The organism is Ruegeria sp. YKSF57, from assembly GCF_059612585.1.
This window is the reverse complement of record NZ_JBXWQW010000010.1, coordinates 86579-103459: the sequence shown is the minus strand read 5'-3', so window position 1 is coordinate 103459 and position 16881 is coordinate 86579. Positions and strand designations below refer to the sequence as shown.

Annotated in this window: 10 protein-coding genes; 4 read left to right on the top strand and 6 right to left on the bottom strand. The window is 53.7% G+C overall.

Features of this window, described 5'->3' with window-relative positions:
- Positions 1–73: 73 nt before the first annotated feature.
- Positions 74–964: a LysR substrate-binding domain-containing protein gene (locus AC2FLX_RS06390; RefSeq protein ID WP_480749332.1), complete on the top strand. Its 891-nt coding sequence runs from the start codon at positions 74–76 to the stop codon at positions 962–964.
- Positions 965–985: 21 nt separating this feature from the next.
- Here AC2FLX_RS06390 and AC2FLX_RS06385 read toward each other — a convergent pair whose 3' ends face one another.
- The 6 genes from AC2FLX_RS06385 to AC2FLX_RS06360 all read right to left on the bottom strand — a co-directional run bounded on the left by AC2FLX_RS06385 (position 986) and on the right by AC2FLX_RS06360 (position 13809).
- The gene (locus AC2FLX_RS06385) at positions 986–3007 is read right to left on the bottom strand and encodes a putative 2-aminoethylphosphonate ABC transporter permease subunit (protein WP_480749331.1); all 2022 of its coding nucleotides are present in this window, start codon (positions 3005–3007) and stop codon (positions 986–988) included.
- Positions 3007–4128 carry a putative 2-aminoethylphosphonate ABC transporter ATP-binding protein gene (locus tag AC2FLX_RS06380; protein ID WP_480749330.1) on the bottom strand — a complete coding sequence of 374 codons (1122 nt, stop codon included), beginning with the start codon at positions 4126–4128 and terminating at the stop codon, positions 3007–3009. Before AC2FLX_RS06380 ends, AC2FLX_RS06385 begins: the two co-directional genes overlap by 1 nt.
- Positions 4129–4257: 129 nt before the next feature.
- Positions 4258–5277 (bottom strand): putative 2-aminoethylphosphonate ABC transporter substrate-binding protein, encoded by a 1020-nt coding sequence (locus AC2FLX_RS06375; protein WP_480749329.1) that lies wholly within the window; start codon positions 5275–5277, stop codon positions 4258–4260.
- Positions 5278–5594: 317 nt separating this feature from the next.
- Entirely contained in the window at positions 5595–9410 is a 3816-nt protein-coding gene (locus tag AC2FLX_RS06370) for a hypothetical protein (RefSeq protein ID WP_496875394.1), read from the bottom strand.
- A 10-nt stretch (positions 9411–9420) separates the two neighbouring features.
- Entirely contained in the window at positions 9421–12327 is a 2907-nt protein-coding gene (locus AC2FLX_RS06365) for a hypothetical protein (protein ID WP_496810966.1), read from the bottom strand.
- Between the two features lie 12 nt (positions 12328–12339).
- Positions 12340–13809, bottom strand: a complete 1470-nt coding sequence (locus AC2FLX_RS06360; protein WP_496810965.1) for a hypothetical protein — start codon at positions 13807–13809, stop codon at positions 12340–12342.
- A gap of 386 nt (positions 13810–14195) precedes the next feature.
- Between AC2FLX_RS06360 and AC2FLX_RS06355 the strand changes: the two genes are divergently transcribed.
- The 3 genes from AC2FLX_RS06355 to tmk are packed head-to-tail and all read left to right on the top strand — an operon-like array spanning position 14196 to position 16876.
- A complete protein-coding gene (locus tag AC2FLX_RS06355; RefSeq protein WP_496810964.1) occupies positions 14196–15074 on the top strand; it encodes an SPOR domain-containing protein in 879 nt (292 codons plus the stop codon).
- 12 nt (positions 15075–15086) lie between these two features.
- On the top strand, positions 15087–16253 hold the full coding sequence (locus AC2FLX_RS06350) for a D-alanyl-D-alanine carboxypeptidase family protein (RefSeq protein ID WP_480749324.1): 1167 nt from the start codon (positions 15087–15089) through the stop codon (positions 16251–16253).
- Positions 16250–16876: a dTMP kinase gene (gene tmk / locus AC2FLX_RS06345; protein WP_480749323.1), complete on the top strand. Its 627-nt coding sequence runs from the start codon at positions 16250–16252 to the stop codon at positions 16874–16876. The genes AC2FLX_RS06350 and tmk overlap by 4 nt, the downstream gene beginning before the upstream one ends.
- Positions 16877–16881 lie beyond the last annotated feature (5 nt).

Here is a 16881-nt window from a genome sequence, read left to right as displayed (position 1 = left end):
AAACCATTGTGAAAAATTGATAAAAACGATCAAACAATAAAACAAACCTATACATCCAAACAAAACCAAACCCATGGGATACAGCCAACTCAAAGCATTCCACAACGTCGCAGTCCTGAAGAGTTTCTCCAGGGCTGCGGAAGCGATGCTACTGACCCAACCGGCAGTGTCGGAACAAGTGAGAAAACTGGAGCAGCACCACGACGTTCTGCTGTTTCACCGGGAGAAAAAGAAGGTCTGGCTGACCGAGGCCGGAGAGAAACTGTATCGCCTGACCAAGCAGTTCTTCGAGATCGAACAGGAAATCGAGGATTTCCTGTCGGAATCCAGTCAGGCAGTGACCGGTGAATTGCGCATCATCGCGGATTCAGCGCACCACGTCACTGCCATCCTGCGCCGGTTCCAGAAGCGGTACCCGGATATCACGATCTCGCTTCGGGTCGGAAACTCGGAAGAGATACTGGATGAACTGCGCAGTTACGACGCGGAAATCGGAGTCATCGGCAATCCTTCCCCTGGGCGTGATGTCGAAATCCTCAATCTTTCGACAACCGAGATCGTCGCGTTTGCCGCCTGCGATCTTTTGCCAGATGAGAAAACCACGCTGACGATCAAGGAACTTGCCGAGTTTCCCCTGATCTATCGCGAGCAGGGTTCCAAAACGCGGCAGAAGTTGGAAGAGACCGCCGCAGCACAAGGTGTGTCGCTACACCCATCAATCGTGGCCGAGGGGCGGGAGGCAGTTCGCGAAGTCGTCGCCTCAGGCGCAGGTATCGGATTTGTATCCCTTGCGGAGTTTGGCAATGACGAACGTGTCCGGCCGTTGCGCCTGGTTGGAGCGGATATCGAGATGAGCGAGACACTCGTGTGCCTCAAACAACGGCAGGATGTGAAAATAATCCGGGCATTTATGGCTGTTGCGCACGAAGTCATCAGAGAAACGAACGCCTCTGCCCAATATTGAAACTGTCGAAGGCGGTCACATCTATCGGCTGCGCCAGGCCTGCGTTCGCCGCAATATGCCCCTGGACGCCATCTGGTGAATGATGCGCGCCGCCGCGTTGGTGTAGAATATCATCATACCCATCGCCGCTGCCGGGGCGATGTCTCCTGCGTCATCCATATTGAGCACCGCAATCGAAGCAAGTGACGTTTTCGGAGAATACAGGAACACGACTGCAGACACCGTCGTCATCGCGTTGACGAAGAGGTAGATCGAAATATCCAACACAGCCGGCAAGCAAACGGGAACAGTCACCCGTGCAAAAAGCTTCATTGTCGGCTGTTTCAAAGATGCGGAAACGGATTCGAACTCCCGATCCATCTGTTTCAACGCGGTAACAGCCGTAAGATGCGAAACAGTATAAAAGTGTGTCACCGAGCAGATGACCAAAATCGCCATTGTCCCGTAAATTGTGTTCAAGGGGTTTGAAGGATTGTTGAAGAAGAAGATATAGGACAGACCCAGAACCATACCGGGGATCGCCATCGGCAGCATAGCGAACATCTGAAACAGGGATCGACCCGTTCTGAACCCGTTGGATTTTTCAACCAGATAGGCGCCAAAAAACACGATCACGGTGCCAAAGAAAGCTGTCAGCAGCGCCATTCTGATCGAATTGAAATACGAGGCCCAGCCGCCGCCATCCATCCTGTTGAACTGATAGTTTTTAACGCTGAGGCTGAGGTCGTAAGGCCAGAACTTGATCAGGGCCGCGAATTGACAAACCGCCAATAGCCCGATGATGAACAGCCCGATCAGGCAACAATAGCCCAACATCAGACGATCCATTCCGGGACTCGGAGACGGCTGATACGGCACGGATCTGGCCGAGAGTAGCGCCACCTGTTTTGATTGCACCATTCGATCGATTGCAAAGGCCAGAATTGCCGGAATGACAAGTACAACCGACACCACGGCCCCCATTTCAAAGTTTTGTTGGCCGATCACCTGTTTATAGATGTCGACCGCCAGAACGTTGAACTGTCCCCCAATCACCTTGGGCAGGCCGAAATCGGTGATCACCAGGTTGAAGACCACGAACGTCGCCGAGATCAGACCATATCGCGCACCGGGAATGGTCACGGTCCAAAAAGTGCGCCACGGGGTCGCCCGCAAGCTGACCGCGGCTTCGTAGAGGCGCGCATCAGAGATGGCGAGTGCGGTGGAGATGATAAGAAAGGCATGTGGAAAAGTGAAAAACACCGATCCGATAACGATGCCAATGGGCCCATAGATACTAGCCCCAAACAATACCTCCTTGATCATTCCCTGGTTGCCGAAGAGATATACCAAGGCAATCCCAGGCAGAAGTGACGGGACAAGGATCGGCGCCATCGCAATCAGCCGGAATACACCTTTGAAGCGCATGCAGCTTCGGTTCAGAGCATAGGCAAACCAAAAGGCAAGCGACACGGTTACGACGGTACTGACGACAGAGATCCACAAGGAATTCTTGATCGAATTGAACAGGGCGGGTGTCGAGAAATAGTTGACGAAGTTGCCGACCCCCGTCGATTTCACCGGACGAAGTTGGACCCTCCGGAATGTATTGGAATCCAGCGTGATCCAGTCCGTGCCTTCCTTGAGTGTCGAACCGACAAGGAACCGTCCCGTATCCGTAGTATTGCGCACTTGGTACATGACAGGACTGCGGAAACTGAAATCGGGAAAAAACTCTGTCACGCCCACACGCCCATCTGACCCGGTGACCAGATCGGTGTCGCTGTAAACGTCAAGCTGCGTATTCAGGTCAGCCGCATTCAATATCGTTCCATCAAAAACACCGCTTTCGTCACTGACCTGGAACTCGTATTGGGACAACTCGACCCGATAAGTTGAAAAGGACTTGGACAGCATCGCATAGAGCGGAAAGGCCAGAGTCACGACAAGGTAAAGTGCGATGACCATCATGCTGGCGCGCATGATGATGTCGTCCCTGCTCAGCTTTCCTTTGACATTCGGACCTGGCGGCAGGGATTGCGTATCAGGGGAGGATAGGGCCATCAATCAACCTCCGAAGTATCAAAGGCCATCAACCGGCTTTCCGGGAGTTCGATCACCATCGCTTTCCCCTCGCCCAGTTCGAGGCGGCGCACGGCGTTGATCGAAAAATCGGCAATCAACTCGGCGCCCCCGAACCGTTGATTGTGGACCCGGCAGCGCCAGAAAGACCCCAAAAATTCCATCTCGGCCAGCACCACGTCGATGCAATTCCTATTGGCCCCGGTCTCCATATATCCGGCCTCGTGTGGAATGATGTCTTCGGGGCGGATCGCGGCAATTACCGGTGCTCCATCCGGAAAGCTGTGTTCGACACAAGCAAACGTCTTTTCGCCGATACTCAGACGACCACCGTCGCTGACCGACGAGTTGATCTGATTCATTTCACCGATGAAATCGGCCACGAACAAGTTAGCTGGCTCGCGATATACTTCGGTGGGCGAACCAACCTGCTCGATCACGCCATGATTCATGACGACGATGCGATCCGCCATGGCCAGAGCCTCTTCCTGATCGTGCGTCACCATCACTGTGGTTACGCCAAGCTTTCTTTGCAGCTCCTTGATTTCATGCCGCAAATGAACTCTCACTTTCGCATCCAACGCAGACAAGGGCTCGTCCAGCAGCAAAAGACCAGGGTTGGTCGCGATGGCCCGCGCCAGAGCAATGCGCTGCTGCTGGCCGCCTGAAAGCTGCGCAGGGTATTTCTTGCCCTGATCCGGCAGTCCGACAAGCGACAACAACTCTTCGACCCTGCTAACGATCTCGGGCTTGCTGCGCCCCGTGTTCTCCAAACCAAATGCGATGTTCTTTTCGATCGTTAGGTTCGGAAACAGCGCATAGGACTGGAAAACAATGCCGAAGTCCCGTTCGGACGGCGGCAGTTGGGATATGTCTTTCCCTGCCTGCTCAACAGTCCCTTTTGTCTGCAAGTCCAACCCGGCGATTGCCCGCAACAGCGTGGTTTTTCCGCAACCCGATGGTCCAAGAAAACAGATGAATTCACCTTCGAAGATTTCCAGCGAAATATCCTTGAGCGCCAAAAACTCACCGAAGGCTTTCCACAAATTCCGGATGCTTAGATACACCTGTCCTGACGGGGCGGAAGATTGGTCTTTGGGCACGAATTTGGTCCTTACAGCATTGAACCGAGTGCCGCAGTCCCCGAACAGCGGGTGGCACCGGTCATCATTATCACGTTTTGGCGGATGTAGCTGAGTGGAGGGGCGGCATCGCCCCTCCTTGTAAGCGCCTTATTTCGGCTCGGACTTACCGTCATAGCGGGCTTGCCATTCTTTCAGAATTTCGGCTCTGTTGTTCGCGGCAAACTCGAAATCGTTGTCGATCATCGCATCCAGCAGACCTTCCGGGAAGAACTCGACCGGCTTTGCAATGCCTGGATAGGCAACCACGGCATAGCCGGTGTTGTACATGACGTTGGCTTCTTTTGTGACAGTGAAATCGACAAGTTTTTGTGCGGCTTCCAAATCGTCGGTTCCTGCTACGATTGCAGTTGCTTCCATGTCCCAACCGACACCTTCAGAAGGCACTATGATTTCCAACGGTGCGCCGTCAGCCTTGGACTTGGCGCCACGGAAGGCAAAGGAAATCCCGATCGGCACCTCACCAGCGGCAGCAAGCTTGCACGGTTTCGAACCCGAATGCGTGTAGCGCGCGATGTTTTCGTGCAGCGCGTCCATATATTCCCATCCGCCTTCTTCCCCAAACATCTGCAACCAACTCGAGACGTCAAGGAATCCTGTACCCGATGAATTCGGGTTCGGCATGATCACGTGGCCTTTGTATTGCGGGTCCGTCAGATCCTTCCACGAAGTCGGTGGTGTAAGGCCTGCCTTCTCGGCTTCAACCGTGTTGTAGCAAACAGAAGCGACCCACGCGTCCATACCTACCCACGCCGGAGGATTGTCACCATCAACGAATTTTGGATCCAGGTTTTCGACGCCAACCGGGGAATAGGACTCCAGCATCCCCTCGGATTTCAGCAACAACAAAGAGGTAGCAGCCAGTCCCCAGATCACATCGGCTTGGGGATTGTCCCGTTCGGCGAGAAGCTTCGCGGTAATTATTCCGGTCGAGTCCCGCACCCAATTGACTTTTATGTCTGGGTGAACCTTGTTGAACTCCTCAGCATATCTGGCAAGATCTTCTGCCTCGACTGCCGTATAAACAGTCAATTCCGTCTCTGCCACCGCAGCAGTTGCGGTCACCAGACCAGCCGCCAATGCGGCAAAAGCATGTGATTTCAGCTTCATTAATTCTCTCCTCCGTTGGGCTGTTTTTGAACCGTTTTTTTGTGCCTTCTTCGAGGCCGGCTAATCTTTAGAGCTATCCACAGTTTCCCGAGTTTTCTCTCTAGGAAAAATCGATAATACCTACCATGTCATAAGCTCAACCTATGAAATAGGAATTCCTTTTACGGCCTCAGCATGGAAATGATACCTCGCAAAAATTTGTGACGCTTGGATGAAGCCAGGTGGGTAACGACATTGAACAAAAGCAAACCTTCCGGGCATGTGTTTTTTTCGGGCGCGAAAATCGGGCGGGCAAGGCTCGGTTGAGTGCTGACGGCTCAAGCTTTCGGCAGGTTCGGTTCCAGCTTTGCCGCGATTTCCTTGACCGCTATCTGCATCTTGACGTGAAGATTGTTTTCCTTGTCCATCGGAGAATAAGCCAACATCGACTGATGCAGTGCCTGCGCCAATGGTTCGATCTTGGTTTGATCCTCACCGTCATTGATGGCCTGTTCATACTTCACCAGCTTGCTTTCGATGTAATCCGTCTTGCAGGATTTGTCGCTGAGCGCCGGGTCAAGTCCACGAGCGGCGGCTTTGATAATGTACCAGTTTTTTAACTTAGGCTCCGCCTCGCACGTCATCCAGTTGGCGGAGGTGGAGTGATCTCCAATAATCTCGAATTCAGAATCCATGATTCGAGCACGCAGATAGTCAATCGCGGACTGACACACGTCATCGTCGTTTTGCAGAACCTCAGGCGTCAGCCCGCAGGCTTGCATCGCGCTTCGGGCCTGAGGGTCGCCGTCGATGCAGGCGCCGTAAGCCAGCACGCACTTGCCCAGGGTCGTATTGGATCGGATTGCCTGTCGCGCCGCCCTTCGATTTTTCGGGTCTTTTTCAGCTTTCTTGAACGCATGCCACCCGTCGTGAACCACCTTTCTTTTATGGATCATGAACCAGGCATTGTTCAGGGCATGAATGGATTTTTCCACAGTTGCCGCTGAAGCAGTCGTGATCTGAGACTGGTCAACCAACTTGGCAGTCTCTGACACAACACCGGCAACATCGCCTGCGACTTTGGTCCAGTCATACCCCGTCGCTGCGCCCAATTTGTCGACCTCACCCTGCGACGCATATTCGTAGACCGAATAGTTTCCGCTCATCTTCTCGACCTGGCTAAGCCACAACCTCAGATCCTGCGTCCGTTTGGACGCCTTGCAGATATCCGCAATCAGATTGCGAACTTTGACCATCAATCCGCCACCAGGCGCAGCAGCCAAAGCAATTCCAAATACGCCTTTGGTCGATTGGTCAGCAATCTTGAGATACATCTCGGCCTGCCTGAGTTTTTGTGTCAACTCGCCAATGGCCTGAATCGCCTTCTCTCTCTCCTTCGGGCGATCTTGTTCCGGCACTGAATCCAAACGCGACAGGTCTGCTTTTTCCTTCAGCAACTCGATCTCGATGTCTGATTCACGCTGTTCCGCCTGAATGCTGGCAAGCATCCTGGAATCCTTCAGCATCTCGTCGCGGATTTTCTTGAATTCCCGCTGCACTTTCTTCGGATCGGGCGGGTTGTTGTCGTCGGCGTTGTCCAGCAGGGCGTCGAGTTTCGTGACTGACGCCTTCAAGCTGTCCTTGTCGACCACCGGGCTGAGGCGATCAATGATCTCGTTGTCGGTCTTCTTGGCGTTCTGCCGCGCAGTCTCAAGCGCATCCTTGAGCATCTGGTCCAGCTTCTTCAGAGCTTTTTCCAATTGGTCCTTGTCGATCTTTCCCCTGTCATCGACGCTAAGCCACTTCAAGAAATCCGGATCTTTGTCTTTGTTCAGACTCCGCGCGGTTTGGCGCGCTTGGGCGAGTTTCTCTTCCAACTCCTTTCTATGCGCATGCTTGGCGGACAGATCATCAATGCCTTCCACCAGATCCTGAATATCCTCTATCACGCCACGCTGATCGTTGATTGTGGCCCGGTCGCTGTTCATCCCCATATCGGTCTGGCCACCCGCGCCGCGAACTTCTTCATCCGGAGCCACCCATTGTCCGTTCTCGGCACCGTTTTCCCAGCGCTTCTCGAATTCCGAAAGCTCCATTTCAGGCCTGGTCTTGTCGCCGATGTCGCCAATGTAATACCCGAACGGAGCAGCCGAGACGGTCAGGGATATCTCGGCGACCAATGCCTTCATGTCACCTCGCTTGGCCGCGTCCACCATCTTGTCGATATTGCGGGTCGCAACTGCCGAAGATTTGAAGATCGCCCCTAAAGCGGCATAGTCATCTCGTAGGTCGCCATCGTCATCAAAGATTTTCTTGCCGCCTTCCTTGCGGCCATCTCCGTCTAGATCCGTCTGACCACCTTCAATATGACCCGAGGCTGCGATAGCCTCGCCCGATGCATCGATCATGTCAGCAATGGCATCCAGCAGGTATTCCTTGCGGCTCTTGTTCTCTCCTTGCGGGGGTTTGATCGCCTTTGACAGTTGCACGGCACCACGGGCGAACAACTTGGCCCCCAGCGCACCGAAATGTCCCTCGTGCTGTTGTTGGAGGTTTTTCGATTCCAGCGTCAAATCATCGCCGGTTTTAAGACCTAAGCTGGGACCATCCCCATCAAAAGGGTTGAGCTCGCTGAAATCGGTTACCACCACCATCTTGCTGATCGCATCCGTCAGACCCTCGGACAAATTGACCAGTACGTCCCTTTTGGCAGCGCGTTGGCGACGTTTCTCAACCGCTTCAAGCCCACTTGTGACGAGAGCGGAAGTCGCGTCCACAATCGCGTTTTTCTTGAGGTATTCGCCGTATTCGCTGACCAGAGCCGCGCCTTCATAGCCATTGATCTGCTGGGTGATTTCATCCCGGTCGGCCTGCAACTCAAGAAGCGTGGGATCCTTGGCAATCTCTTCCTCGGACAGCCCCTGTTCTTCAAGCAGTTTTATCTGATCCTCGATCTGGCCATCTATTTCATCCCTGTCTTCGGTCAGTGTCTCGATCTCGACATCTATCCATTCGGACTTTGAAAGATTCCCACCGTTCTGCTCCCATTCTTCGTGAACAAGTTCGGCAACGCTCGTTTTGCCGACTTCATCGGATTCGGCTTCCAGAATGTCGGCGCCATCGCCGTCTTGATCCAGCGCATTCGCCATGCCTTCAAGTTTGGCAACATCCTTAAGGTAGTTCTCATGGTCGGCCATGAGCGCCTTGGCCTCATCCGGGGATTTGATGCCAAGTTCGTTAAGCTCATCTTTCTTGAGTTCGTAGAACTCTTCGCTGGTCAACTTTCCGTCGCCGTCGGCCTTTTCCGCCTCCTTCGCGCTTTCGATGAGTGCGCCCACCTCCGTCATTTTTTCCTGGTTTTCAGTGCTGATATCCACCCCATTGCGAGCTGAGATGAATTTCGCAAAATCCATTCTACTGGGCGTCGACACCTCGATATGCATGTGCCGAAAAACCTCCTTGGTGGCGGTCTTGCCAATATTCACTGCGGTTTTTGCAATAGCCGCCGCCGCACCGAGTTTGTCGGATGCCATCGACGTCCCTTCTTCGCGCTCGGCAAGCTGGCGATAGGCGGCAACGCCATTGTGAAAAATGATTGCAGTTTCAGAGAACTTATCTGGAACTAAGTTGGACGGGATGATCCCCTGCCGAACCAGAGGGGTCCAAAGCTCTTTTTCAATGTCCCGGTCCGTAAACACGCGCCCGGTTCCGTCCGAACGTTGCTCATCCGCCATTTTTTGGGACATTTCGATGATCGGCTTCAGCGCTTCTCCAAGTCCCAGTACCAGATTGCGGCCTTCTTCCGTGTTGAACTTGATCTTTTTCTTTTTCCCGTCTTCGCCCTTGATCACAATCCGTTTTAGCGCCCCGGCGCGATCAGCCTGGGTGTCGTATTCATCGTCCATCGTTCCGAAGTCCACCGGCTTACCTTCGGCGATGGTCGTAAGAATCGTGTTGTTGATCCCTTCTTTTCCCGACAGTTTCAGCCCTTGCAAAGCTTTTTGAACGGCAGTTGTCGCCTTTTCGAATTTCTTGTCAAAATTGGTGTCGAAAAAATCCTTCTTGTCCTGCAATGTCTGAACTTCGCCGGAAAAATCCTGCGCTGATTTCCCTGCGACCTTGACCAGCCAGTCATGGCATTCCTCGATTTTCATCACATTTTCCTCAACGCCACTTAACCAGTTCCATCAGATCACTTTCGGCCTTGGCCAGCGCCGCGACCATCACCTTGACAGGCGTGCCCTGGTCAAACGGGTTGGCGACATATGTCGCCGTAAGCGGAGACGACTCCAGAAACGTGCGGTATCGTTTCAAAGCTCTGACCGTCTCTTCGCGAATAGCGACTTCGGCCGCGGCACCTTGAGCCGCAATGAGGTCGGCGCGCAGCTTTTCGATTTCCGATTTGTCCAAAGCGCCGCCAATCTGCTCGGCAAAACCCGAGATGTTCTTTCCCTTCTTTTCGATCAGGCTGACAACCTCACGGGCCTTCTTGATCAACTCATCATCTCCGGGAAACTTCTTTTCCTTGTCCTTCCTTCGCTTTGAGATGGAGTCTCTTTGCTGCTTGAACTCGTCGAGGTGTTTCTTGACCCTTTTGTCAAAGAAGTTGGCCATGTCCTGTGTGAAGCCCTCGATGCTCTTGATGCATTGCTTCAACGAAGTGGCCGCACGCAGCACGTCTTTGTTTTTCCCGTCCGGCGCATCAGCCGGAACTTCGAGCTTTTTGTAGGTTTTCACAAAGGCTTCGACAGTTTTTTTCAAATCCTTGGCTTCATCTATCAGGTGTCGCCATTCAGTGGATTTTGCGATGGTTTTGGTGCGTTTTTTCAGCACGTCCCGCATCACTTTGTAGTTGCCCAAGGTCGGTTTGTAGTCCGGATCAATGGTCTTTTTTCCATCATCGATGGACGTAGTGATTTTCTCGATCAAGTCGTCGAATTCGTCATTCAAGGATTTCCGATCATGGATTTCCTTACCCGACGCGTTGTAGTCATCGATGAATGTGTTGACTTTCCTTTTGATCCTTCTTTCAGAAAGCGCGTCCTCGGCTTTTGACGGATCGTCCTTCTTTTTTGCCTTCAGGTGCGCTTTGATGTCGGTTAACAAACCACGGATCGTGGTACTTTTCTTGTCCAGGTCCTTTTCAAGGCGGTCAAGTCGCTTGCCAGTGTCTTTTCGCGACGCCGGATCGCCTGACACCAGTGAGGACCGGATCATGTCCAGATCATCCACATAACGCCCTTCATATGCTCTGAGGCCGCGGATGCGGTCGCGGAACCGTCGTGAGACTTCGGCATTGGGATCGACGGGGCTCTCTGTATCCAGATCGGTGTAGTGTTTGATCAGGTCATGCAACAGCTTGGAATACCCGTTGATCTTTCCCGTGCGCAGACCGTCCATCCGTTTTTCAAGCGCCTTGAACTCATCCTCGGCTGCCTCGAAAGTCTTGGTTTTGGCCTTGAGGTCCTTTTCTATTTCACCCAGATCATTCAGTGCATCATTAAGCTTGTTGGCGCCCGGCTTGCCAGGAGCAGGTAAATCGGAAAGCTTGGTGGACAGCAGACCTTCAGCATCGTCGATCCTCTGAAGGAAGTCGTCAAGCTCGTCATCAAGGTATTGAAATTTCGACTTTGTCAGCGTGTCACGCAAATCACCAACTTTTTCCGAAATCTTCTGGTACGTCTTCAGGTTCGCAGTGACCTTTTTGGTTTCTTGCCGTGCTTCGTTGTCGATTTCCGCCATGGCGTCGTAAGTATCACCAAGCAAGCCGCCAATTTCATAGAAAGATTTTAGGGCATCCACTCGCCCGCCAATCTGGTTCAGGATCTCCTTTGGAACTCCGCGCGCCCTGCGTTTGCTCGCCACGTCCCCGCCACCATCAAAGTCGCCGCCTTTGTGTTTCAGATCATGTTTGCTGTGCTTGGCCAGATGGCCGAAATCCTCGATACGTTGTGCGTGAACCTTTTCCAGAAAATCCTTCAGTGGTTTTTCCGCCTCATCCACCAACGCCAACAACTTACCGGTGCGGTCTTGAACGCCCCGCAATGCGGCTCTGTTTTCCTTCGTCGGAAGCAGTTCACTGTGATCCTTGGCGTCTTTTTCCGGCATGGTCAGCGAAAACGCAGCCAGCGAGGCCGATTGGTAAAGATCATCGAAGCTTTTCTTTTGGGCATCAGTCATGCCCTTGTTCTGCTTCAAGGAATTCGCAAACTGATCAAGAGAAGTAACCCGCGCTTTGGCCGCAAGCAAACGGTCGCGCGTATCCTTCCACTCCTGTGATAAATCCTGTTCTGCCGACTTTTGGGAAGTTTTATTGTCTTCAACCGTTCGCTGCCTCGTATCCTCGCGCGCGAGTTTGACATCATCAAGTTTCTGGGCCGCCTTGGCGATCCCTCCCAACGCTTGGGCAGATTCCAGAAACTCAAAACCCAACTGGTGGTTTCCTTCGCCCATAAGCTTGCGAGCCAATTTGGCATATGCCAGCCTTTCGTCGGCAAACTTCTCATTGTCGCCCTGAGCTTTCTTGCAAGCAGTCAGTTCCGTATCAATCTGTTCACTGATGTCATTTACGACCTGATCCTTGAGCGTTTCCCCCGGGCGCAGGATATGTAACGCGCGCCCCAGCCGCTTTAGACGGGAGGACGGCTTTGCCTGGCTTTCATCGATATCTGACAGCAAAATTGTGGCGGTCTCGAACAGCAGACCTCGCAAATCGTCATTAGACGCGTTGTCAAACGCATCCTCGTCTCCAAGCAAGGTCTCGACGGCTTGTCCCCGTTGATTGACAGCGGCAGAGAATTTCGGTGAAACCGCCTTACCCTGAAGCGCAAAGAACAGTTTCTCGCAATAGTCAGGGTGACTTGCATCTTTCTTGGCAGCACCGGGAGGTGCATTTTGCGGAGCCTGATCGTTGTGATCACCGGGCGGGTGGTTCTTTCGGGATTTGTGGCGTTTGCCGGGTGCCTCTTTGCGATTGTCGCGAGACTTCGAGGGCTTCTTTGCTACCTTGACCGGGCCATCGCCCTGCCCGTCGTCCGCAACGTCATCGACGCCATTGACCATCCACTTCACCTTTCACTCTTTTCACGCCTGAAGAACCGTTTTCTCCATCTTCTTCAGAGCCCCAGCCAGAACCGAACTTAGTTCAACAGTTTCGTTCCACGGATTGTTTTCGATTGCTTCGACGGCCGGATGGAACTCCAAGAAATCGGCATAGGCACGAATTGCTTTTGCCGTTTCTTTCCGAATACCATCAGTCAATCCGTCGGGAGGCGTCCTTTCCAAGTTTAGGATCGCTACCATGAGCTTTGTTTTGGCCCCTTTCGACCAGGCCGAAAGCCCCAAGCCGGTCACGCGTTGGGCCTGTTCCGAACCGTCTGCCCCGATACGCCGCAACAGGGCGTCCAATTGCCTGTCGGTTCGCTGCGCCGCCTCATCCCAGATGTCTCGCAACGAAACGGCTATTTGTTTGGGGCTTTCGCCTTCCTGATCCATACCGGCCAAGACCGACGCGGCCTTGTCCAAAGCTTCAAGCGCATCGACCGCCTGCTTGGCGCTAAGTGCCGCTTGAGCCTGCTTCAACAAGGGAAGCAGGCTGGATTGCAGTTCCGGTTTCTTCGGCAATCTCTCTCTGGCGTCCGCTACCATGTCGCTGTAGCGCTGTCTGGCCTGTTCTAACTCATCTATTTCCGCGCTTGCGGGCGGGGTGCGCAGCGACTCAATCAGCTTCGCTATTTTCGGAATCGGCCCCAAAGCCTCAGCATACCGTCCTGCCTGAGCCATGGTTTCGAGTTTTTCCCAAACAGCACAAATCTTCACTGCATCAGGCCGTGTGTCAGCCCGCAACTCCGCCACCATAGGGGCAATCTTGGCTGCAACCTTTTCCCATTTCGTTTTATCCGGTGAAGCTTCTTTCACTGGCGACGACAGGGGGACGACCGCTGCCGCCTCATTGGCTTTCATCAATCCCAGAAGCGACTTGGCCGCCTGAAAAGCCGACGGATAGTCCTCCGCTTCTGCCTTGTTTTTTGCCAGTTCCCATACGGATCGGACTTTGTGGCCTGCCTCTCCTCTGCCATCCGCGAATTGTAACACAACCGGATCAAGACGCGCACTGAGCGCCTGCCATTTTGCCAGATTAGGATCGTCCGCACTCTGCGGCGGCTCGGTGGGTCGTTGACCTTCGTCCGGCTCTGTCTCGTCTTCCAGTTCACTTTCCAGAATGTTTCCATCGGGATCCAAAATCTGGACACTCAGGCTGACGCTTTCCAATTTCAGGTATCGTCGGACTTTTTTGGCAAGGCCCGGCAACAACTTGTCGCACGTCAGGGACATGAGCCGACCATCAACCTTCGCAGTACCAAAAGCAACCTTTGGTCCGGGGCCTTCCTTCTTGGCAGATTTGCGCAAAACTTCGACCGGGCGCTTGCGGTCCATGGCAAGATAATGGTCGGTGTCTGTTTTGCCAGGGTTGAATGCGAAGGCGACAGGCTGATTGCGGGCGACCTTGATCATCATTCTCAGATCCGATCCACCTACCTGATATGTCCCCATGTCGCCCCCTTTGTGTACAACCAGACTGTTTACCTGACGTCACGAAAGCTTAACGACCGGATGGTTAGGCTGTAAAGTTTGAAGGTGCAAAAGGATTTGCCCACACTAGATTTCCGGATTCTTGTAGCCACAGTCCTCAAAGCCTGATTGCGAGGCTTACTCAGAGAAGAATCGAGAAACCGATGCAGTCCCGGATTGCCTCAGACAACCTTCGCAAAGTGACCCCGAAAGTGGGAAATCTTGCCGAGACTTGAGAGGCAGGCTTTCAAAGGCGCAGAGCGCAGGTTAATATCCCGAACATCGAAAAAGGGGCCGTTGGGTAACGACCGGAAAACCGGCAAACAGGGAGCAAAAATGCGACCTGAGATCAGGCAAGGGGCGAGAGAATGAATCGAGCAAACGCGAGACGAAACACCTCAGTTCGACTGGTGGTGCTGGCCTTGGTATTCGGAGCGCTGGCCGGCTGCGAAGAAGGAGCTGAGTTTTCACTTTTCAAACCGAGTGATGGGTCTGCTTCTGAGACAAAAACGACCAGACGCACAGGCGAAACCGTAGAACGGGATGTCGAAGCACCGGAAGTATTTCAAACAGTCGAAAAAGGGCTTTGGGATGGACGTCCGTCCTTGGGAGGGGCGTGGGTTGCGCATCCAAACGTAGACAAGGCCCAAAGGGTAAGGATTACAAATACCAAGAACAACAAGACGATCGAAGGCGCGTTATTCCGGCGGGAACGCGACTTGCCGGGGCCGCGTCTGCAAGTATCATCGGACGCGGCGGCAGAGCTTGGTATGTTGGCGGGCTCGCCGGTAGAATTGAATGTGGTAGCTCTCAAACGCGAGGTGATTGAACCTGAGCCCGAGCCGGAAATTGAGGAAGTTGCCAAAGCTGAAGAGCCCGACGATGCAGGCTCGGAAATTACCGCGACCAAGCTTGATCCGGTCGCCGGAGCAGCGGCGGCTATCGAGGCAGCTGACGTAGCGACGGATACAGCCTCGGCAGAGGCTCCCAAAACCGAACCCGCCTCACCCCCATTGTCGCGCGGATACATTCAAGTCGGAATATTCACTGTCGAGACAAATGCCAATCAGTCCGCGGAAAAGCTGCGCAAAGCGGGGCTGAACGCGGAAATCAAGGAAGGTTCCAAAGACGACAAACCTTTCTGGCGTGTTCTTGCCGGACCGGCGGCGACAAAGGCCGAGCGCAAGGATCTGATGAAACAGGTTCGCGATTTGGGATATTCCGACGCTTATATCGTGAAGAACTAAGGAGGAACCCGGATGCTGACAGTGCTGCGCTCGACCGTTCTTTCGCTGGGATTTGCTATGCTGGCACTTCCCGCGATGGCATTCGATACATCGGCAAAAGCGGCCTATGTGCTGGACCAGACCACCGGTACGGTCCTTCTGTCAAAAGAGGCGGATCAACCCCTGCCTCCTGCTTCGATGTCTAAACTGATGACACTCTATGTCGCGTTCGAGGCCTTGCGTGACGGTCGTCTGACACTGGATGAAGAATTGCCGGTATCAGAGCACGCCATGAGTTACGGCGGCTCAACCATGTTCCTTAACACGCAGGATCGCGTTCGCGTCGAAGACCTGTTGCGCGGGATCATTGTTTTGTCCGGTAACGACGCCTGCGTCGTAATCGCCGAAGCGCTTAGCCCGGATGGGACCGAAGCAGGATTTGCACGATACATGACCCAGCGCGCCAAACAGATGGGGATGGATAATTCTACTTTCGCAAATTCGAATGGCTGGCCAGCTGCCGGGCACATGATGTCGGTAAAGGATCTTGCTATACTGGCGGATCATCTGATTTCGGATTTCCCGGAGTATTACCCGCTATTTGCCGAGGAAGTGTACGAGTTCGATGGGCGCGCACCGTCCAATACGCGTAACCGCAACCCGTTGCTCAAACTCGATATCGGCGCCGATGGCCTCAAGACCGGCCACACCTCCGAAGCCGGATATGGCCTGGTCGGATCAGCCAAACAGGGTGATCGTCGTGTGATTTTCGTTCTGACTGGTCTCGACAGCCAAGCCAAACGCGCCGAAGAATCTGAGGCCATCGTGAACTGGTCCTTTCGTCATTTTGTCGAAAAAACCATCGCCAGAGCCGACACTCCGATCGCAGACGCAAAAATCTGGATGGGAGCTAAACAATCGGTAGGTTTGGTTCCGCAGGGCGACCTAAACTTGCTTTTGCCCATTCTCGGGGACAAAAAGGTCGAAGCAGAGGTGGTTTACCAAGGTCCGATCAATGCCCCGGTAGCTCAGGGACAGCAACTGGCTGAACTCGTGATCAACCCCGACGGTTTACCGGAAATCCGCCGCCCTCTTTTAGCAGCCGAAGCGGTACCGCTGGGTGGTTTCGTTGTCCGGATCAAGACTGTGGCAGGTATCTTGATGAAAGAGTTCATCAGTGGCCCGTTGGAGGTAATGTGACGGGCCGGGGTCTGTTTCTGACCTTCGAAGGAATCGACGGATCAGGCAAGTCAACACAGGCACGAATGCTGGCCGAGTTCTTGCGGTCTCAGGGACACGAAGTCGTCCTGACACGCGAACCGGGAGGTTCGCCCGGGGCCGAGGAAATCCGGCGCCTCGTGCTTGAAGGCGATCCTGATCGCTGGTCGGCGGAAACAGAGATTTTGTTGTTCACAGCGGCCCGCCGGGATCATTTGGAACGTACTATTGCCCCGGCTCTGACTGCGGGAAAGATCGTGATATGCGACCGCTTTGCCGACAGTACCCGTATGTACCAGGGGCTGTCTCGAGGCAAATTGCGCTGTGTGGTCGACACCTTGCACAGCCTGATGATCCGGCAAGAGCCTGACTTGACTGTCTTAATTGACATGGACCCGAACACCGGTCTGTCCCGCGCCAAGGGCAGGCAAGGCACCGAAGAACGGTTCGAGGATTTCGGACTTGAACTACAACAGCGGATGCGAGCTGGGTTTCTTTCTTTGGCCGAGGAGTTTGCCGAACGCTTTCGTGTCGTCGACGGCAATCGGGACATAGACACGGTTGCAAGGGATGTGTCAAACATCGCGATGCAGGCATTGCGATAGGCACG